15 protein-coding genes are annotated in these 20,642 nt (G+C 63.8%); 4 read left to right on the top strand and 11 right to left on the bottom strand.

Translation table 11 applies throughout. From position 1 onward, the window contains the following. Positions 1-46: 46 nt before the first annotated feature. From uvrA to TMPK1_RS06770, 4 genes are read right to left on the bottom strand one after another with little or no spacing between them, the layout of a single operon-like run. Positions 47-2,620, bottom strand: a complete 2,574-nt coding sequence (gene uvrA, locus TMPK1_RS06785; protein WP_420242201.1) for an excinuclease ABC subunit UvrA — start codon at positions 2,618-2,620, stop codon at positions 47-49. Positions 2,621-2,654: 34 nt separating this feature from the next. Continuing rightward, positions 2,655-3,254 carry a hypothetical protein gene (locus TMPK1_RS06780; protein ID WP_420242200.1) on the bottom strand — a complete coding sequence of 200 codons (600 nt, stop codon included), beginning with the start codon at positions 3,252-3,254 and terminating at the stop codon, positions 2,655-2,657. Beyond that, entirely contained in the window at positions 3,251-3,643 is a 393-nt protein-coding gene (locus TMPK1_RS06775; RefSeq protein WP_420242199.1) for a hypothetical protein, read from the bottom strand. Before TMPK1_RS06775 ends, TMPK1_RS06780 begins: the two co-directional genes overlap by 4 nt. A gap of 40 nt (positions 3,644-3,683) precedes the next feature. Beyond that, the gene (locus TMPK1_RS06770; protein WP_420242198.1) at positions 3,684-6,248 is read right to left on the bottom strand and encodes an ATP-binding protein; all 2,565 of its coding nucleotides are present in this window, start codon (positions 6,246-6,248) and stop codon (positions 3,684-3,686) included. 134 nt (positions 6,249-6,382) lie between these two features. On the opposite strand from TMPK1_RS06770, the gene mtgA reads away from it, so the two are divergent. After that, on the top strand, positions 6,383-7,060 hold the full coding sequence (gene mtgA, locus TMPK1_RS06765; protein WP_420242197.1) for a monofunctional biosynthetic peptidoglycan transglycosylase: 678 nt from the start codon (positions 6,383-6,385) through the stop codon (positions 7,058-7,060). Here mtgA and TMPK1_RS06760 read toward each other — a convergent pair. The 5 genes from TMPK1_RS06760 to TMPK1_RS06740 all read right to left on the bottom strand — a co-directional run bounded on the left by TMPK1_RS06760 (position 7,057) and on the right by TMPK1_RS06740 (position 13,281). Continuing rightward, positions 7,057-8,166 carry an alpha/beta hydrolase gene (locus TMPK1_RS06760; protein WP_420242196.1) on the bottom strand — a complete coding sequence of 370 codons (1,110 nt, stop codon included), beginning with the start codon at positions 8,164-8,166 and terminating at the stop codon, positions 7,057-7,059. The two genes, mtgA and TMPK1_RS06760, sit on opposite strands and share 4 nt — an antisense overlap. A gap of 27 nt (positions 8,167-8,193) precedes the next feature. Further along, positions 8,194-9,585: a dihydrolipoyl dehydrogenase gene (gene lpdA, locus TMPK1_RS06755; RefSeq protein ID WP_420242195.1), complete on the bottom strand. Its 1,392-nt coding sequence runs from the start codon at positions 9,583-9,585 to the stop codon at positions 8,194-8,196. Positions 9,586-9,707: 122 nt separating this feature from the next. Then, positions 9,708-11,030, bottom strand: coding sequence for a dihydrolipoamide acetyltransferase family protein (locus tag TMPK1_RS06750; RefSeq protein WP_420242194.1), 1,323 nt, complete (start codon positions 11,028-11,030; stop codon positions 9,708-9,710). Between the two features lie 5 nt (positions 11,031-11,035). After that, on the bottom strand, positions 11,036-12,046 hold the full coding sequence (locus TMPK1_RS06745; protein WP_420242193.1) for an alpha-ketoacid dehydrogenase subunit beta: 1,011 nt from the start codon (positions 12,044-12,046) through the stop codon (positions 11,036-11,038). 2 nt (positions 12,047-12,048) lie between these two features. After that, positions 12,049-13,281, bottom strand: a complete 1,233-nt coding sequence (locus tag TMPK1_RS06740; protein WP_420242192.1) for a 3-methyl-2-oxobutanoate dehydrogenase (2-methylpropanoyl-transferring) subunit alpha — start codon at positions 13,279-13,281, stop codon at positions 12,049-12,051. 225 nt (positions 13,282-13,506) lie between these two features. Between TMPK1_RS06740 and TMPK1_RS06735 the strand changes: the two genes are divergently transcribed. Further along, positions 13,507-14,844, top strand: coding sequence for an MFS transporter (locus TMPK1_RS06735; protein WP_420242191.1), 1,338 nt, complete (start codon positions 13,507-13,509; stop codon positions 14,842-14,844). Here the strand turns inward: TMPK1_RS06735 and TMPK1_RS06730 are convergent. Next, positions 14,830-15,789, bottom strand: coding sequence for an alpha/beta hydrolase fold domain-containing protein (locus TMPK1_RS06730; protein ID WP_420242190.1), 960 nt, complete (start codon positions 15,787-15,789; stop codon positions 14,830-14,832). The two genes, TMPK1_RS06735 and TMPK1_RS06730, sit on opposite strands and share 15 nt — an antisense overlap. Positions 15,790-15,964: 175 nt before the next feature. Here TMPK1_RS06730 and TMPK1_RS06725 point away from each other — a divergent pair, with 175 nt between their 5' ends. Further along, the gene (locus tag TMPK1_RS06725) at positions 15,965-16,768 is read left to right on the top strand and encodes an AraC family transcriptional regulator (RefSeq protein ID WP_420242189.1); all 804 of its coding nucleotides are present in this window, start codon (positions 15,965-15,967) and stop codon (positions 16,766-16,768) included. Positions 16,769-16,781: 13 nt separating this feature from the next. On the opposite strand, the gene TMPK1_RS06720 is transcribed toward TMPK1_RS06725, so the two are convergent. Then, the gene (locus TMPK1_RS06720) at positions 16,782-18,272 is read right to left on the bottom strand and encodes an amino acid permease (protein WP_420242188.1); all 1,491 of its coding nucleotides are present in this window, start codon (positions 18,270-18,272) and stop codon (positions 16,782-16,784) included. 226 nt (positions 18,273-18,498) lie between these two features. Here TMPK1_RS06720 and TMPK1_RS06715 point away from each other — a divergent pair, with 226 nt between their 5' ends. Beyond that, positions 18,499-20,598 carry a TonB-dependent siderophore receptor gene (locus TMPK1_RS06715; RefSeq protein ID WP_420242187.1) on the top strand — a complete coding sequence of 700 codons (2,100 nt, stop codon included), beginning with the start codon at positions 18,499-18,501 and terminating at the stop codon, positions 20,596-20,598. Positions 20,599-20,642: the final 44 nt, after the last annotated feature.

Raw genomic sequence — 20,642 nt, 5'->3', positions numbered from 1 at the left:
TCAAATGTCGATTGGTCGAAGACCGCCGTGGCCGGCGGTTAGACGACTAACGCGCACGGCGGCGCAACGTTTCCCCTTGCGGCGGCGGCGAAGCGGCCAGCGCCCGCAACAGATACTGCGCGGTCCGGCTGTCCTTCGATGCCGCTACGGCGGCTGGCGGACCGGTCGCGACGATGCGGCCGCCTTCTTCGCCGGCACCCGGGCCGACATCGATCACCCAGTCGCTGTTGGCGACGACATGCATGTCGTGTTCGACGACAAGCACCGTGTTGCCGGCCTCGACCAGCGCATCCAGCTGGCGCAACAATTTTTCGACGTCCGATGGGTGCAGGCCGGTCGTCGGCTCGTCCAGCACGTAGAGGGTGCTGCCACGCTGGGCACGTTGCAGCTCGGTCGCCAGCTTGATGCGCTGTGCTTCGCCGCCCGACAATTCGGTCGCGGGCTGGCCCAGCCGCAAATAGCCCAGCCCAACTTCGCGCATCACCGACAGAGAATGTTCGATCGACGTTTCGTCGGCGAAGAATCCGTGCGCCGCGTCGACCGTGAGATCCAACACTTCGGCAATGTTCTTGCCGCGATACGTTACCTCCAGCGTCTTTTCGTTGTAGCGCGCGCCGTGACAGGTCGGGCAGGGCGCGTAGACCGACGGTAGGAACAACAGTTCGACCATCACGAACCCTTCGCCTTGGCAGGTCTCGCACCGCCCTTTGGCGACATTGAACGAGAACCGCCCGGCGTCGTAGCGCCGTGCCTTGGCCAGCTTGGTCTGCGCGAACAGCTTGCGTACGTGATCGAACAGGCCGGTATAGGTCGCGAGGTTGGAGCGCGGCGTGCGGCCGATCGGTTTCTGGTCAACGCGCACCAGCCGTTTGACCGCATCCATGCCTGCGACGATCTTGCCCTTGGTCGCTGCAGCCTGTGCGCGCTCTAGCTCGTCGCTCTCCTCTTCGTCGGCTGGAATCTCGTGGCCGAGTTGTTGCGCCACCAGTTCGACCAGCGCTTGGCTGACCAAGCTTGATTTGCCCGATCCCGAGACGCCGGTGATGGTGGTCAGCGTGTGCAGCGGAAAGGCCGCGTCGAGCCCGTGCAGATTGTTGCGCGTAACGCCGGCCAGCCTCAGCCAGTCTTTTGGCGCGCGGGGCGTACGTTGCTTGCCTGTTGCTTCGGTGAACAGATGGCGCCGCGTCGCCGACGCCTCGACCTGCGCCAGTCCAGCCACCGGGCCGCTATACAAAATGCGGCCGCCGCGCTCGCCCGCGTCGGGGCCGACATCAACGATCCAATCGGCTTTGCGGATCACGTCCAGCTCGTGCTCGACGACAAACAACGAATTGCCCGATTGGCGCAGCCGTTCCAACGCGCGCAACAAGGCTTCGGTATCGGCGGGATGCAGACCGGCCGATGGTTCGTCGAGCACATAGACGACGCCGAACAGGTTCGAGCGCACCTGCGTCGCCAATCGCAACCGCTGCAATTCCCCGGGCGACAGCGTCGGGGTGCTGCGGTCGAGCTGCAGATAGCCAAGGCCAAGATCGAGAACGACGCCAAGCCGGTTGCACAGGTCTTCGGCGACGCGCTGCGCGACGATTTCCTTTTCGGGATGGTTCTTGATCGTGATCGACCTAGCGCCGGTGGCGTAGGGATGCAGGATCTCGCCCAACCGCTGCATCGGCAGCCGCGCCATGTCGGCAATGTCGAGCCCCGCAAACGTCACCGACAGCGAGGCGCGTTTCAACCGTTTGCCGCCGCAGGTCGGGCAGTCGCGGCTCAGCATGTATTGCTGGACGCGCTTCTTCATCAGCGGACTTTCGCTGGCTGCGAAAGTCTGCAGCACATAGCGCTTGGCACCGGTGAAGGTGCCCATATAGCTAGGCTCGTCTTTGCGTTTCAGCGCGCGCTTGACTTCGGCCGGCGTGAAGCCGGCATAGACCGGAACGGTCGGCTGTTCGTCGGTGAAGAGCAGCCAGTCGCGATCCTTCTTCGGCAGATCGCGCCACGGCTTATCGATGTCGAACCCCAAGGTCGTAACGATGTCGCGCAGATTTTGCCCGTGCCACGCCGGCGGCCACGCAGCGATGGCGCGTTCGCGGATCGACAAAGACGGGTCGGGCACCATCGATCGTTCGGTGACGTCGTAGATGCGGCCCAACCCGTGACATGTCTCGCACGCGCCGGCCGGCGTGTTGGGCGAAAACGCTTCGGCGTCGAGATGTGGTTGGCGTGCGGGATAGGTGCCGGCGCGCGAGAACAACATGCGCAGCAGGTTCGACAGTGTCGTAACGCTGCCGACTGAAGAGCGCGTCGTGGGCGAGCCGCGCTGTTGCTGCAACGCGACCGCGGGCGGCAGACCGTCGATCTCGTCGACGTCGGGCACCGCCATCTGGTGAAACAGACGTCGCGCATAGGGCGAGACGGATTCGAGATAACGACGCTGCGCTTCGGCATAGAGCGTGCCGAAAGCGAGCGACGACTTGCCCGATCCGGAGACGCCGGTGAACACGACCAGCGCGTCGCGCGGCAAGTCGAGATCGACGTTTTTGAGGTTGTGCTCGCGTGCGCCCCTTACACGCACAAAACCGCCACCGACAAAATTGGGCGGATTGGTTTTGCTGCGGGCCACGCGAGGGAAACGACCCCCGCGAGAGCGGGTTCCCTCACGCCGCTTTGCGCCGCGTCCTGCCGCAGTTCCCGAGACTGTCCAGCGCACGTTTGACCACAGGCTTGGCCTGTTCGGGCGTCAGCGCCGCGAGCTGCTGCAGGCTGTGGGTTTTCTCAGCCTGCTGCGCCACGAGATAGCCGACGTAATAGGCAAAGCGGCCGGGCAGGCGTGGCGAGATCGCCGCATCCTTCGGATTGTTGAAGAGCGGACGATAATCTTCGCCCTTCTCGGAATTGAAGCGCGCTTGGATCGCGCACACCGCCTCCTTGCGGTTGGCGTCGAATGCCGCGCGCAGCGGGCGCGGGCAGGTCAGCAGAAGTTCGGCGTCGGTTGCGTCGGGATTGAGACGCTTAGCGACCAACACCGCCAGACCTTCGGTCCAGAGCGAACACCAGACCGCGTCGCAGCTTTCGTATTTCGGCGTGTGATAGACGTGAAACAGCTCGTGATGGAAGAAAGGTCGCTCGCTGTTGAATCCGTCATGCACGCGCGCCATCACATCAGCGCCGAAGACAAACAACGTGCGCCCGCGAATGTTGCGCGTACCGCCATCCATCTCACCCAGACTGTGGATGAGATAGGTCGGCATCGTCATGCGGAAGTCGGAAAGGTCGCAGCGAAACTCGCCTCGGCCGAATCCAGCATCGCGCCAAAGCCAGCGCCGATCGTCTCGAACCTGGTGCGGATCGACGGGAAGGTCTCGAACGATTGCGCGATGCGTTGGTCCTGCTGCGCAACGGTCTGCGGCGGCTTCACCCGCTCGGTGCTATAGAAGCCGGGAAAGAGCGGATCGAATTTTTCGCGGAAAGCGGCAACGCGCTGCGTCGTGTCGAGCCCGCGGGTTTCGTCCCAGAAAGTCGTATAGGCAGGAACCAGATTGACGAACTTGTCGGGCGCGGCTGCGACGGGCGGCTTGGTGTCGGCAGCGCAAGCAGTCAGCGAAAGAACCAGCGCAGCAGCGGACATGGTGCGAAGAATCTGCATGCCCGCAGCGTCGCAGAGCGCGTGGCAGTGAGCAAATGCTTCAAGCCGGCGTCAGCATCGACACAACACGTTTTGCCGGCAGGCAGATCGTGACGCTGGTGCCCTTGCCCGGTTGTGAATCGACCACCAGCGCACCGTCATGCAGCTCGATCAGTTGTTTGGCGATGGGCAGTCCGAGGCCGGTTCCTTCGTAGGTGCGCGAGAAGGCATTCTGGATTTGGCCGAAGGGCTGCAGCGCGACGGGAATCTGGTCGGGCGCCATGCCGATGCCGCGGTCATGCACGGTGATGCAGGCATCGCCGTCCTGGTTGCGCACGACCACGACGTTGATGACGTCACCGGCATGGCCGAACTTGATCGCGTTCGACAATAGATTCAGAAACGCCTGGCGCAGCCGCAGCGGGTCGGCGCGCACCACCAGCCCATTCGACAGCGAACAATCGATCCGCATGTCGCGGTCGCCGGCATTGCCGCGCACCAGTTGCACGCAACCCAGCACGACGTCGTCGAGACTGACCTGGCTTTCGTCCAGCGCCAGCCGCCCGGCCTCGATCTTGGAAATATCCAGCACGTCGTTGATCACCTGCAGCAAGTGCCGGCCCGAACGGAAGATATCTTCGCCATACTCGGCATATTGCGGGTCGATCGGGCCGACCATGCCGCTGGCGATGATTTCCGCGAAACCGATGACCGCATTCAACGGCGTGCGCAATTCGTGGCTCATCGTCGCCAGGAAATTGCTTTTGGCCTGGCTTGCCGCTTCGGCCTGTTCCTTGGCGGCGATCAGCGCTGCTTCGGCTTGTTTGCGCGGGCCGATATCGCGGAAGAAGATCGTCATCCCACCCTGCGTCGGATGGGCGTGCACGTCGAACCAGCTACGTCGCGGCGGATAATAGGCTTCGAACGAGACGGGCGCGCGGTCCTTCATGACCCGGTCGTAGCTGTCGCGGAACAGCTCGCTGTCGGTTTCTGCGAACAGGTCCCACAAATCCTCGCCGATCATGTCGCGACCCGGCGCCAGGCGTAGCCGCGCATTGTGGTTCAGATAGGTGATGCGGCGATCCATGCCGACCGCGACGACCGAGTCGGTGGTCGCTTCCATCACCTGCAGCAACATGGCGGTCGCTTCGCGCTCGCCGCGCTGGGCGGCTTCGCGTTCGCTGAGATCGAGCAGCCAGCCGACGAAATGCGTTACCAGCCCCGATCCGTTCAGCACCGGCGTTACGTTCAGCTCGCACAGAAACGTCGTGCCGTCTTTGCGCCGATTGTGCAGCTGTACCGTGGCACGGCGCTGGAACCGCAACGCTTTGCGCAGCCGGTCGCGTTCGGTGTCGTCGTTGCTGGCGGGATCGCGCAGAAAGCGGCAATTCTGCCCCAACGCTTCGTCGGCGCTGTACAGGGTCGTGCGTTCGAAGGCGGGATTTACGTAAACGATCGGCTGCTCGGCCGCCAACGCATCAACCAGAATGATCGGCGACGAGCTGGCCTGCACCGCGCGATCGATAATGCGCAATCGATCGGCCGCCGCCTCAGCCCGCTCTTTGGCGAAGGCCAATTCGCGCGTGCGCATGTCGAGCGCCATCCCGACGGAATCGAAGGTCGCGGCCAACTGGCCGAATTCCGTCTTGTCGTAGGGAAGGCCGGTACGGACGCCGAGATTGCCGGCGCCCCAGGCGCGCACCGTGCTCAGCAATTGCGCCATCGGCTGGCGCACGCGACGATCGCCCCACCACCAAACCAGCAGCAACGCCAGCAAGATGGCACCGGCAAAGGCGATCTGGTCGCGCAAGATCGCGTTCCGGATGCCGGCCATTGCTTCCTCGGTTGAGATCGCCATCTCGACATGCAGCGCGCGTTCGCCGTCGATCAGCACAGGTGCATAGCCGATCGTGCGTTCGACATGGTCGATCCCGACGATGTCGATCACGCCCGCGATCGGTCGCACCAGGTTGCGCATGCGACGTTCATCGATGCGCTCGCCCACCGCGTTGGACGCGCCTTCCGAGGTGGCGAGCACGACGCCGTTGCGGTCGGTGACGGTGACTTGCGCATTGTAGGGAAGGTCGCGTTCGACCAGCTGCTGCGCCAGCCAATGCAAGCTCATCCCCGCAGCTAGAACCTGGACCTTGCCCGCCGCGTTCGGCATCGCCAAGGCGAGATGCAGGGCGGGACGACCGGTGAAACGCCCGGTCGAATATTCGCCGACGGCGAAGCCTCCAGTATCAAGCGCGCGGAGGAAAAACGGACTCTCGGCAGCGTTTTCGTCGGTCGCGAGCGAGCCGCACAATATTGTGCCCTTGCCGCCAAACACGGCGAGGAACGTGTTGCCGGGAAGTGCGTCGTGCACTTCGTGCAGCAGGTTGTTGCAACGCGGATTTTCGTTTTCGCGCACCGAACGGATTTTGCTGAGGCCCAGCAGCAGCTGGTGTTTGCCGTCGAGGATGCGCGTCAGCTCGGACGCGAGCAGTTTGCTTTGTACCAGCGCAGCCTGTTGGACGTCTAACTCGCGACGCTTCGTTTCGGTCCAGCCGTGCCACCCAATCGCCGCCGCAGCGGGCAAGGTCGCCGCGATCACCAGAGCCAAGAGGCGACGGCGCAAAGTCATGCCGAAATCATCAGCATCTGACTTGGCGTTTGTCGAGGGAGTTGGTCATTTCCTGCAAACGCCCCCGGCCGGTAATTCCTCCCGCCGGGTATACCCCTCTTGCCGCAGCACAATGCAAATGCGAGTGGGACGGGATGCGAAGGTCCGGACTCATTCGCTTTGCAAAGCGCGCAATCTTGGTGCTGCTGCTGGCGCCGCCGCTCGCAATGCTGGTGTTGCGCTTCGTGCCGCCACCGCCGACGCCGTTGATGCTGGTGCGTTGGATCGAAGGCGATCGGCCGGTGCGCAACTGGACGCCGCTCGATCGCATTGCGCCCTCCTTGGCGCGTCTCGTCGTGGCCGGCGAAGACAATGGCTTCTGCGTGCAACGTTTCGGCGTCGATACGGCGGCGTTGCAGGCGCAGGTCGACGCCAAGCTCGAAGGCGACGACGCGCGCGGCGCCAGCACCATCACAATGCAGTTGGCGCGCAACCTGTTCCTGCCGCCGTCGCGCACCTTGCTGCGCAAAGCCGCCGAGCTGTGGCTGACGCCGCAGCTTGCGATCTTGTGGCCGAAACGACGCGTAATCGAAGTCTATTTGAACGTCGTCGAATTCGGCCCGGGCATCTACGGCGCCCAGGCCGCGTCGCGCGCCTTTTTCCGCAAAGACGCAGCGCACCTCACGGACGATGAAGCAGCGCGGCTGGCGTCCATTCTGCCGGCACCGCGGAGCTGGTCGGCCGATCATCCCGGACCCTATGTGCGCGAACGCGCAGCGCTGCTGCGCCGGCGCGTGACGCAGCTCGGCTCGCTGCTCGACTGTCTCGATTAAAGGGTGCGCAGAAAGCGCAGCAGCAGGTGCATGACTTCAACGGTCTTTTCCTGCTGCACCCAGTGGCCGGCGCCATCGAGCAAGTCGACGAAGCGCATGTCGGTGCAGACGCTGCTCTGCATTTTCTCGAACGCGCCCGGCATCTGAAAGACGCCCCAATCCGCAGCGCCGCCGATGAAACAGCTCGGCACGTCGATCGTGCGACCGGCGAAGACTTCGAGATCCGCGTTCCACGGACCGGTGCGGCAGCGATACCAGTGCAGCCCACCCTGAAAGCCGGTTGCGCTGTAGGTCGCGGCGTAGAAGGCGAGCTCGTCGTCGCGCAACCATGTACAGGCAGCGATCACCTCCGCGCTCGGCATCTCCTGCGCGACCGTCGCCGCCATGCCTTGGTCGAGATCCATGATGTAATAGGTCGGCATCTTGGCCAGGTCGGTCGCAGTCCAACCGGCCAGCTTGTGCGGATGGTTGTTAGCCCAGTCGGCACTCTTGGCGTGGAAGTAGGCGCGCAGGAAATCGTGCATGCCTTGCGGCGCGTGCCACATGTCGTCGTTGGCTTCGCGCGTTGAATAGTACCAGTGATAATGTTTGCGCGGCCGCGCCAGCGAAGCGAGATCGGCGTGAATGTCGCTGGCTGGCGCGGGCTTCTTCAAGGGCGGCGCGCCCGCGAACGGCGTCATCAGACACAGCGCGCGGAAGATGTCGGGGCGGATCAGCGCGCAATTGCCCGCGACCGACGCGCCGAAATCATGTCCGACGATGCAGGCGACCTGGTTGGCGCCTAGCGCATCGACCAGCCCGATCGTATCGCGCACCAGATTGAGCAGACGAAACGACGCGACGTCGCCGTCATAGTCGGCGTCCCAACCGGTCGTGCGTCCATAGCCGCGCTGATCCGGTGCAACGACGTGATATCCCGCCGCCGCGAGCGGCAGCATCAGCTTGCGCCACGAATAGGCAAGCTCGGGAAAGCCGTGCAGCAGAATGACCAACGGCCGTCCCGCGTCACCCGCTTCAAGCAGGTGCATCGACAGGCCGTTGCCGTTGTCGACGAAGCGGGCGCGGATACCGTCAGGAAGCGACGGGGCGGGTGCTGGTTGCTGCATGCACGCGACTATATCGCGTGCATGGGCTCACACGTGAATCGCGTGTCCCAGCGCCCGCAGCGTCGCTTCGTGGAAAGCTTCGCCCAGGGTTGGATGCGCGTGGATCGTGCCGGCGATGTCTTCCAGCACCGCGCCCATTTCCAGCGCGTGCACGAACTCGCCCGACAATTCCGACACGTGCAGGCCAACCGCCTGGATGCCCAGAATGCGATGGTCGTCTTTGCGCGCAACGACGCGCACGAAGCCGCCTTCGTCGCCCGCATCCATCGTCAGCGCGCGGCCATTGGCCTGGAACGGGAAGTTGGCCGTCAGTGCGCCTTCAGCCCCTTTGTCGGTCGGCAACAGGCCGACGCTGACCACTTCCGGTTCGGTGAAGCAGATGGCGGGGATCGCAACCGGTTCGAACTTGCGGCGCTTGCCCGCAATGATCTCGGCAACCATCTCGCCTTGCGCCGATGCTTTGTGCGCCAGCATCGGTTCGCCGACGAGATCGCCGATCGCATAGACGCCGCGCATCGAGGTGCGGCATTCGCCATCGACTTTGACGAAGGCGCCGTCGAGATCGACGGCCATGTTTTCCAAGCCCCAACCTTGCGTGTTCGGCTTGCGGCCGATCGTGACCAGGATCTTGTCGGCCGGCAGCGTTTCCTTCTTGCCGTCCTTGGTTTCGACCACCAGCGCACCGTTTTCGACGCCGCTTGCTTTGGCGCCGAGCAGGATCTTCACCCCGTTCTTCTCCAGCCACTTCTTCACGGGCTCGACCAGCGCCGCGTCGTAGATCGGCAAAATCCGATCCTGCGCTTCGACGATGGTGACCTCGGCGCCGAGCTTGCGGAAGGCGATGCCGAGTTCGAGGCCGATATAGCCGCCGCCGACCACGACCAGCTTGTTCGGCAAAGTCGGCAACGACAACGCTTCGGTCGACGAAATCACGTTCCCGCCGAACGGCAGCGAACGAAGTTCGACCGGCAGCGAACCGTTGGCGAGAATGACGTTGTCGGCGGTGATGGTGACCGGACCGTCTTTGGTGTCGACGGTGCAAGTCTTGCCGTCGCTGAACTTGGCCCAGCCATGCACGACTTTGACCTTGGCGCGCTTGAGCAATGCGGTGACGCCGCTATTCAGCTTGCCGACGATCTCTTCCTTCCACGCCACGGTCTTGGCGAAGTCGAGCTGCGGTGCCGCTGCCAACGTGATGCCGTGATGACCTTTGACCGCTTTGGTCATGGTCTCGAAGTTCGACGCGGCATGGATGACCGCCTTGGACGGAATGCAGCCACGGATCAGGCATGTGCCGCCAAGCTTGTCGCCTTCGACCAGAATTGTGTCGAGACCGAACTGGCCGGCGCGGATCGCAGCGACATACCCGCCCGGGCCGCCGCCTACGACAAGGACTTTGGGTTTCAGTGTTTCAGCCATCTTCGCACTTCTCTTGTCGTCATCCCCGCGAAGGCGGGGATCCAGGTGGTCGAGCTTGCAACGGTCGGAATTCCCCTACGGAAACTCCTGGATCCCCGCCTGCGCGGGGATGACGCTGCGCGTCATTCGTCGATGAAGAGCGTAGCGGGGAATTCCAGAACGGCTTTGACGCGCTGGATGAATTCAGCGGCGTCCCAACCATCAACGACGCGATGATCGAACGACGAAGACAGGTTCATCATCTTGCGCACGACGATCTGGCCGTTCTTCACGACTGGACGTTCGAGGATCTTGTTGACCGCGATGATGCCGACTTCGGGCGAGTTGATGACCGGCGTGGAAACCAGGCCACCCATCGGACCTAGGCTGGAAATCGTAATCGTCGAGCCTGACAGTTCTTCGCGCGTCGCCTTGCCGTCGCGCGTCGCTTGCGCCACGCGTGCCAGCTCGTTGGCGCAATCATAGATGTCGCGCGCTTCGACATGGCGCACCACCGGCACAGCCAGACCCGATGCGGTCTGCGTCGCGATGCCGATATGGATCGCATGGTGGCGATGCACGATGCCGGCTTCGTCGTCATAGCGCGCATTCAACTGCGGATAGGCCGGCAACACCTTGGCCATCGCGCGCATCAAGAACGGCAGTAAGGTGAGTTTGGGACGATCGGCACGACCCTTATTCTGCGCGTTCATATGGGCGCGCAGCTCATCGAGCTCGGTCACGTCCATTTCATCGGCATACATGAAATGCGGGATGCGCCGTTTGGCGTCCTGCATGCGTTCGGCAATCTTGCGGCGCAGGCCGATCACTTTGACTTCGTCGGCGCCGTGCCGCTGCGTCAGGCGCGAACCGCCCGACGATGCGCCGCCGCCATTGCGGCGCGCGTCGACATAGGCGTCGAGATCGCCGTGGGTGATGCGGCCGGCCGGACCCGAGCCCGGCACATATTGCAATTCGACGCCTTGCTCGTGCGCTTGCCGACGCACGGCGGGCGAGGCGAGCGGCTTTGCGTCGGCGGTACGCGTCGACCAGGTCGGCGCTGCTGCTTGCGGCTTCGGTGCTGCTTTCGGAGCGGCCGGTGTGTGTTCCGGCGCGTCGATCACGCGCGCAGCCTGCTCGACCGGCGACGGGGTTTCGGTCGGGTCCTCGACCTTCGCTGCGACGGGCGCAGCGGCCTGCGCCGCGCCGGCAGCATTGCCTTCACCTTCGACTTCGAACTCCACGATCACCGAGCCGACCGGCGCCATGTCGCCGGGACTGCCGGTACGCGCGATCACTTTGCCTTTGACGGGCGACGTGATTTCGATCGTCGCCTTGTCGGTCATCACATCGACCAGCGGCGCGTCTTCATCGACCGTCTGGCCGATCTCGACATGCCAGGCAGCGATTTCCGCTTCAGCAGTGCCTTCGCCCACGTCGGGCAGTTTGAATCCGTAGCGACCCATCTGGCTCAGCCTTCCATGACTTTGCGCATCGCCGCAGCCGTGCGCTTGGGGCCGGGGAAGTAATCCCACTCGAATGCGTGCGGGTAGGGCGTGTCCCAACCGGTGACGCGTTCGATCGGCGCTTCGAGATGATAGAAGCAGTTTTCCTGCACCAGTGCCGACAGTTCGGCGCCGAAGCCCGAGGTGCGCGTCGCTTCGTGCACGATGACGCAACGGCCGGTCTTCTTCACCGACTCAACGATTGCGTCGATGTCGAGCGGCAACAACGTGCGCAGATCCAAAATCTCTGCGTCGATTTTGGCATCGTCGGCTGCAGCTTTGGCAACATGCACCATCGTGCCGTAAGCAAGCACGGTGACGTCCTTGCCTTCGCGCACGCGCGCCGCCTTGCCCAGCGGCACGGTGTAATAGCCTTCGGGCACGTTGCTTTCGGGGAAGTTCGCCCACGGGCTGACGGGCTTGTTGTGGTGACCGTCGAACGGGCCGTTATAGATGCGCTTGGGTTCGAGGAAGATGACCGGATCGTCTTCTTCGATCGAGGCGATCAACAGGCCTTTGGCATCGTACGGGTTCGACGGAATGACCGTCTTCAAACCCGCGACGTGCGTGAACAAGGCTTCGGGCGACTGGCTGTGCGTCTGGCCGCCGAAAATGCCGCCGCCATACGGTGTGCGCACGGTCAGTGGTGCCCAGAAATCACCCGCCGAGCGATAGCGCAGACGCGCCGCTTCGGAGACGAGCTGGTCGAACGCGGGATAGATGTAATCCGCGAACTGGATTTCGACGCAGGGGCGCAGACCGTACGCACCCATGCCGATCGCAACCGCGACGATGCCGCCTTCGCCAATCGGCGTGTCGAAGCAGCGCTTCAATCCGTATTTCTTCTGCAGACCTTCGGTGGCGCGAAAAACGCCGCCGAAAAATCCAACGTCTTCGCCGAACACCAGCACGTTCGGATCGCGATCGAGCATCACGTCCATGGCCGAGTTCAGCGCCTGAATCATATTCATCGGCATGATCAGACTCCCAGCTCCTGCCGCTGTTTGCGCAGATGCGGGGGCACCTCCTTATAGACGTCTTCGAACATGGTTTTGACGCTGGGCAGCTTGCTGTTGCCGAGCGTGCCGTTCTTCTCGGCTTCCTTGCCGACCGCTTTGACGTACTCGGTGAGTTCGTCGACCAGCGCCTTGTGCTCGTCGTCGCTCCACACGCCGCGTGCGATCAAATGTTTGGTCAGGCGATTCACCGGATCGCCCAACGGCCAGGCGCCGGGTTCGTCAGCCGGGCGGTATTGCGTCGGATCGTCGGAGGTCGAATGGCCTTCGGCGCGGTACGTGAACAGTTCGAGCACGGTCGGCCCGAGATTCATGCGCGCACGATCGGCGGCCCATTGGGTCGCCGCGTACACAGCGAGGAAGTCGTTGCCGTCGACGCGCAGGCCCGGAATGCCGTAGCCGATTGCGCGCGACGCGAAGGTCGAACGATCGCCGCCGGCAATGCCCTGGTACGATGAGATCGCCCACTGATTGTTGACGACGTTGAGCAGCACCGGTGCGCGATAGACCGACCCGAAGGTCAGCGCGTGATGGAAGTCGCCTTCGGCGGTCGAACCGTCGCCGATCCAAGCAGCGCAAATCCGGTCGTCGCCTTTATAGGCCGACGCCATCGCCCAACCGACGGCCTGGCTGAACTGCGTGCCGAGATTGCCCGAGATCGAGAAGAAGCCATGCTCCTTGCTCGAATACATGATGGGCAACTGCCGGCCTTTCAGCGGATCCTGCTCGTTCGAGTAGATCTGGTTCATCATCATCACGAGCGGATAGTCGCGCGCGATGAGCAGGCCTTGCTGGCGATAGGTTGGGAAGCACATGTCGTCGCGATCGAGCGCCAACGCCTGCGCAACCGCGACCGCCTCTTCACCGAGACTCTTCATGTAGAAGGACGTCTTGCCCTGGCGCTGGGCGCGGAACATGCGGTCGTCGAAGATGCGCGTCAGCAGCATCGCGCGCAGGCCGCGCTTCAACGTGTCGACGTCCAGCTTCGGATCCCACGGACCGACCGCGTCGCCCTTGTCGTCCAGCACCCGGATCAGCGTGAAAGCGAGATCGTGGATCTCGCTCGAATTGACCGCCACGTCGGGGCGGCGGACGACGCCGGCTGCCGACACGTTCAGGTCGCTGAAATCCGGCGTGTCGCCGGGCCGATATTTCGGCTCGGGGATGTACAGGCTCAGAGCCGGCGTATTCTTCATCGAGGTCCTCGGCCAAGAAAAAAGGACGGCAAACGACCGCCATCCCGGCGCATCGCCTAACACATGCGTTTGGCCGAGTCTGGTGCGGTTTTTCGGGCGAATTTTGCTGCGAAGACCGCGCCTCGTTTCGGCAATTTCGGTGCGGCGACCCGGTCTTTGCGAAAGATCTTTTCGCCCGCAACGCAGCATGGCCAGATGCGCGCCCCAACGATTCTGAGGATTCAGATGCTGGACGGCCGCCCAAGCGAGGAAACGCAGATTCTGTCGGTGATTGATCGCGCCGCGATTTCACCGCTCCAGTTTCGAGTCTTCGCGATCGGCGCCTTGGCGTCGGTGCTCGACGGATTGGACATCCAGCTCGTCGCTTTCGTCCTGCCGTCGCTGCTGCGCGAATGGAGTCTAGCCGGCAGCCAGTTGACCTGGCTGATCGCGGCCGGCTTGGTCGGAATGGGCGTCGGTGCCGGTGTCGGCGGCGCGCTGGGCGACCGGTTTGGCCGCAAGCCGGTGCTGCTTGCCAGCGTCGCGATCTTCGCAGCCTTCACCTTGGCCGTGACGCTCGCGGCTGATGTCACGCAGCTCACGATCTTGCGGTTTGCGACTGGGTTGGGTCTCGGCGCCGCATTTCCGAACATCACCGCGCTGGCCGCCGAATACGCACCCGATCGCGCCCGCTCGGTCGTGGTCGCAATCTTGATGTGCTGCACACCGCTGGGCGGTGTGCTTGGCGCGCTGCTCAGCGCGTCGTTGCTCGGCGAGGTTGGTTGGCGCGGCATGTTCGCGATCGGCGGCGCGGTGCCGCTTCTGTCGCTGCTGGTGATGTTCACCTTGCCGGAGTCGATCGGCTTTCTCGCGAAAGCCGGACGTCGTGAAGCGGCCGAACGTCTGCTGACAAGAGTTGCCGGTCGTGCGGTGCAACTGACCGCGATCGTCGATCGTGCAGCAAAGCAAAGTTCGCTGACCCAGCTTTTGGCGCCTGGCTTGCGCCGCGACACGCTGGCTTTCTGGGTCTGCTGTTTCGGTTCGCTCTATTGCGTCTATTCGTTCTTCAGTTGGACGCCGACGATTTTGCAAGGCGCGGGCTTGAGCCAGCGTGACGCCGCGTTAGGCACGATGTTGTTCAATCTGGGCGGTGTGATCGGCGCGCTGGTCAGTGCCGCGCTGTGCCGGCGCTACGGATCGCGGCTGGTGTTGCGCGCGGTTGCCGCGATCGGCGTCGCCGCGGGAATCGTGCTCGCGGTGCAAAGCGGCGGGGTTGCGACGACCGCGGCGGGCTTGGTGTTTCTCGGCGCAGCGGTCAACGCGACGCAGGTCGGTCTGTTCGTGCTTGGCGCTTATGTCTATCCGACCGCTTGCCGTGCCGCCGGCATCGGCTTTGGTCTCGGCGTCGGACGGGTCGGCGCAATTCTAAGCGCGGTCGGCGGCGGTCAGCTGGTGATGGCGACGGGCGGAGCGGCTGCGTATTTCCTGATCAGCGCCGCGTTTCTGACAGTGATCGTGGTTGCTCTCAGCGTCGTGCGGCGGCACGTGCCGCCGCAGCTGCGCGCGGCATCAGCCGCCGAATAGCCGGTCACGCAGCCAGGCGGCGCCGTCGGCAAGCGCGCGATCAGCGGTGGGCGAGATCGACACGGCTTCGAGAAAACTGTGCGTCGCGCCGGGGTAGAGCCGGTCGGTGACTGCCACACCCGCGTCGCGCAGCTTTGGAATCATCGCCAGGCTTTGTTCGGTCAGCACGTCGCACTCGGGTACGGCGAAGAAGGCGGGTGGCAGCCCGCCGAGCTGCGCGCGCAACGGCGCTGCCAGCGGATTCTGCGCGTCGTCGGGCGAGCGGAGATAGCGCGTCCAGAACATCCGCATCTCGTCCCGCGTCAGCATGTAGCCGGGACCGCCATAGCGGTCCTGCGACTCGTCGGAACAGTCGCCTTCAAACGCGGGGTAGTTGAGCAGCATGCCGCGCACCAGGCCGGCGTCACCTTCGTCGCGCAGTTTGAGACAGGCGGCGACGCTTAGATTGCCGCCCGCGGAATCGCCGCCGAGCGTCAGACGCGCACCGTCGACGCCGAATGCGGCGCCGTCGCGATGCAGCCAGCGCACGGCGGTCGCCGCCTGTTCCAGCGCGACGGGAAACTTGGCTTCGGGTGACAACGCATAATCGATGCCGGCAACGACGATGCCAGCGCGCGCCGCGTATTCGCGCATCACGCGGTCGTGCGTGTCGAGGCTGAAGAAGGTCCAGCCGCCGCCATGCAAATACAGTAGCGCCGGCTTGGGCTTTGCCGGACTTGGATCGTAGAGGCGGACGCGAAAGTCGCCGTGCGGGCAGGGCACGAGATGTTCGTGCACATGCGCCATTTCAGGACCGCCGGTGCGCCACGGCGCGCGAACCTGTTCGATGATTCGCCGCGCCTGGTCGGGCGGCAGACCGTCAACGCTCGGAAAGCGGGCATAGTCGGCAGCAACTTGCTCAACGAAACGGCGAATATCCGGCGCGAGATCAGCAGCAGATGGCACGAAACGTCCCTCGGGCTGTAATTTTGTCGGTCGCGACTGCGACGTGCGCGCGACGCGTTTCCTTCCCTCGACAAGCGGGAGCCGACGCGGGATCCTGTTGTCATCGACAAGCGTAACGACGCCTCGCGCCGGGCGCTGTCGCCAACGGGATCAATCAGCATTTCGGGCGGGCCAGATGGGACGCAGCACCAAAGGGAGCGACTACCAATATGTGCCGCGTCCAGTCGCGGCGCTGGCGGATGAGTACCCGGCCGGTCATCTCGATCCGCGCCATAGCCACGTGCGCGCGCAATTGATCTACGCCTCGGCGGGGATCATGACCGTGACGACGGCAGCGGCGAGTTACGTCGTGCCGCCGCAGCGTGCAGTATGGATTCCGGGCGGTGTCGAACACGAAGTCCATTGCCGCGAGCCGGTGCGTATCCGCACGCTCTACGTCGCCGATGCCGAACGCTACGGCCTGCCGTCCGGTTGCCGCGTGATCGAAGTGTCCAACCTGCTACGCGAGCTGATCATCGAAGCAACCAATATTCCGGTCGAATATGACGTCAACGGCCGCGACGGCCGCGTGATGTCGCTGATCCTGGAAGAGATCAGCGCAACGCGCACGGCGCGGCTGCACGTGCCGATGCCGCAGAATGAACGGCTGATCCGCGTCTGCACCGCCATCCTCAAAGACCCGGCCAGCAACGACGCGATGGATGAATGGGCTGAGACCGCCGGCATGTGCCGGCGTACCTTCACGCGCATGTTTCGCCGCGAAACCGGGATGAGCTTTGCTTGCTGGCGGCAGAATGTGCGGCTGATGGAGGCGGTGTCGCGCCTGACGCAGGGTCATTCTGTGACGACCGTCGCATTCGACGTCGGCTACAACAGCCCCAGCGCTTTCACCGCCATGTTCCGCCGTACCTTCGGCGTCGCGCCGACCATGTACCTGTCAGAACAGACCAACCCGGAACAGCTCGTCGCGCATCTGTAAGACCGCCGCCGTGCTACGCGCGCGTGGCGCGGCGGTGCCCATAGAAGGTGTAGAGCAGCGCCCCGGCACCGAAATAGACGCCGACGATCACAGCGGGTGTCACGTGACCGTTGGCGGCCTGGCTGACGATGTCGATCACGACCGGCACGATCATCGACCAGCAGAGAATGATTGCCGCCAGCGGCACATAGCCGATCCAGACCCGGCCGATATGAAATCCGCCGAACGGAACGCGGAACGGGCGGGGCAGATCGGGACGGGCGCTGCGCAGCCACATCAGGCAAACGCAGACGGTCGAGAAGGCGAGACCGGCGCCGATCGAAATCAGGTCACCCAGCAACGACAGCGGAAACAGGGCTGCGATCGCGGCCGACAGCACGCCGAACAGAATGATGCCGCCATGCGGCGTGCGAAAGCGCGCATGCAGATCGGAAAAAAGCGGCGGCAGCAGGCGGTCGCGACCCATGGCAAAGGCGACGCGCGACTGGCCGTAGGCATTCACGAGCAGCACCGATGTCAGGCCGGTCAGCGCACCGATTTTGATCAGCACGGCAAAGCTGGGCCGTCCCATCCGGTCGGCGGCAATTGCAATCGGATCGGGCACGCCCAGCGCGCGGAACGGCACGATGCCGGTCAACACCGCTGCGACGATGATGTAGAGCAGCGTACAAACAAGCAGCGAGCCCAGAATGCCGATCGGCAGGTCGCGTTGCGGATTGCGCGCTTCGCACGCGGCAGTCGATACGGTTTCAAAGCCGATATAGGCGAAGAACAAGATCGACGCGGCGCGCACGACGCCCTGCCAGCCGAACGCAAAGCCGCCTTCGTTGGGCGGGATGAACGGCGTCCAGTTGCCGGGATCGATCGCGCCGGCACCGACGACGACGAACGACACGAGCACCAGGATCTTCACCGCCACCAGCAAGTTGTTGAAGAACGCCGACTGCGTGACGCCGCGCACCAGCACCGCGGTGATCAGCAGAATGATTGCGACCGCAATCAGGTTGGCGCCGCCGGTTGCGACCAGCGCACCACCATGCACGCCCGTCACGTTAAACATCGGCTGCGCCAGCGTGACCGGAATATGGACGCCGAGATCGTGCAGAAGGCTGACGAGATATCCCGAGAAACCGACCGCCAACAGCGACGCGGCGATGCCGTAGTCGAACAACAACACCCAGCCGACGACCCAGGCGAAGACTTCGCCGACCGCGGCGTAGCAATAGGTATAGGCCGATCCCGACACGGGCATGGTCGAGGCAAGTTCGGCATAGCAAAGTGCGGTCAGCGCGCAGGCGGCGCCCGCCAGGATGAAAGACAGCATCACGGCGGGGCCGGCGAAATGCGCGGCCGCGTTGCCGGTCATCACGTAAATGCCGGCGCCGAGAATGCAGCCGATGCCGAGCAGCAGCAGGTGGGTCGCGCCGAGGCTGCGCTGCATGCCGCTGCGGTCGGCTTCGAGCTGCAGCGATTCGATCGACTTTCGCGCCAGGAGATGTTTCATGCGCCCGCCCCGTTCTGATGCGACCAGCCTAGGCCGGCGCGGCGTCGGCCGGCCCGCGCGTACGGGTCAACCATCAGTGTCAGCGGGCCGCGCCTGCCGGTTGGAGCAGGCCGGTGGCCTGATCACGATGGTATCCGTCCCTCATGGGAAAGCGCGGATCGCGCCGCACAATCAATCTTCCCGGACGAAAACGGCCGCAAAAGTCGGCGTGCGAACGGGGGATCTGATGGTTGTTCTGAATCGTACCGGGCTGGGCCGCGCCCTATTTCTGCTGCTCGCCACCGCGGCGCCGGTCGCTCTCGCGCAGCAAGCAGCGGCGCAGCAGGCGGGCGGCGAGCTGGAACAGGTGGTCGTCACCGCGCCGCGCTACGTCGCGACGCGCAACCTGACCGGCACCAAGATCGACACGCCGCTGGTCGAGACGCCGCAATCGATCTCGGTGATCAACCGCGATCAGATCGATCTGCTCAACTGGCAGAGCCTGCAGCAGGTGGTGCGCTACACTGCCGGCGCGGTCGGCGAGAATTATGGCCCCGATGAACGCTATGACTGGATCACGGTGCGCGGCTTCAACCCGATCCAATATGTCGACGGGCTGCAGGCGCCGATCGGCTCGGTGACCAATGTCGGCCTTGATCTCTACGGTTCGGATTCGATCGAAATCCTGAAAGGCCCGGCGTCGGTTCTGTACGGCCAGACACCGCCGGGCGGCATCATCAATATGACCAGCCGCCGTCCGCAGCGCTATTTCGGCGGCGAGGCCGGGGCGCAGCTCGGCAGCTTCAACCAGAAGCAGATCAGCGGCGATGTGTTCGGCCCGGCGAACGACTATCTCAGCTTCCGCCTGACCGGCCTGCTGCGCGACCGCCATACGCAGACCGAAGGCGTGCGTTCGAAGCGAGACTTCGTGGCGCCGGCCGGCACCCTCAATCTCGGCAACGCGACGCAGATCACGCTTCTGTCCTACTATCAGTACGACAAGATCAAAGGGGACGGCGGCGGCTTTCTGCCGGCGCAGGGTACGCTGCTGTTTAACCCCAAGGGCGAACTGCCCGTCGGTTTCAATGCCGGCGAGCCTGGCTACAATTTTTACAAACGCGACCAGTATGGCGTCGGGTACGATTTCAGCCACCGCTTCAGCGATGCGCTGACCGTGCGGCAGAATCTGAAATACTTCTCGTCCGACGCCAGCACGCGCCAGATCTACGGCGCCGGCTTGCAGGCCGATCTGCGCACGCTGAATCGCTATAGCTGGGCGTTCGATGAAAAAGTCATGTCCTTCAACGTCGACACGCGCCTGGAAGCGCATGTGCAGACCGGCGCGTTGAGCCACGCAATCGTCGGCGGCGTCGATTTCCGCCGCGTCAACAACGCGACCGACACCGGCTTTGCCTTCGGACCGACCTTGGACGTCTTCAAGCCGATTTATGGTGCAGCGATCGCGCCGGTCGCGACATCGGCTTATTTACGCCAGATCCAGAAGCAGACCGGCGTCTATGTGCAGGATCAGATCAAACTCGGCGGCTTCATCGTCACCGCGGGCGTGCGCCAGGATTGGGTCGACACAACTGATTTCGGCAAACCCACCAGCAACGACAAATTCACCTATCGCGTCGCGCTGTCGTATTTGTTCGACAACGGGTTCGCGCCGTACGTGGTACATGCGACGTCGTTCCAGCCGACCTCGGGGGCCGACTTCGGCGGTACGCCGTTCAAGCCGACCACCGGCGAGCAGACCGAAATCGGTCTGAAATACGATCCGGGCGAGATGGCGAAGGGCGTCAAAGCCTTCGCGACGATCGCGGCCTATCAGCTGCGTCAGACCAACGTTCTGACCAACGATCCCAATCCGGCGCATCCGTTCTTCAGTGTGCAGGCCGGCGAAGTCGAAGTGAAGGGCGTCGAAGCCGAACTGACCGGACGCTTCTACGAAACCTTCACCGTCAACGCGTCCTACACCTACACCGATCCGACCGTGACCAAGTCGAACGGTCCCGATCTGGGCAAGCGTCTGCCCGCGGTGGCCAAGCACAAAGTCTCGCTGTTCGGCGACTACACGATCCAATCGGGCGCGCTTGCCGGCCTCGGATTCGGCATCGGCGGACGCTATTTGACCGAGACGTTCGGCGATCCGGCCAATCTGTGGCGCACCGGCAATGTTTTGTTGTTCGACGGCATCGTTCACTACGACTTCGACAAGTGGCGCCTGGCGCTCAATGGCAACAACCTGTTCGACAAGACCTACGTGCAGCGTTGCAGCTCGAACGACCAGTGCTTCTACGCCCAGCGCGGTTATTACACGGTGTCACTGACCCGCAAGTTCTGATCTCTTTGCAAAGGCGCGGCCGTAAGGGCCGCGCCTTTTTGCGG

It is taken from the genome of Roseiterribacter gracilis, from assembly GCA_018332375.1.
Lineage (GTDB): Bacteria > Pseudomonadota > Alphaproteobacteria > BOG-932 > Roseiterribacteraceae > Roseiterribacter > Roseiterribacter gracilis.
Note: the sequence above shows the minus strand (reverse complement) of the source record. Positions and strands in the feature narration are given on the sequence as shown.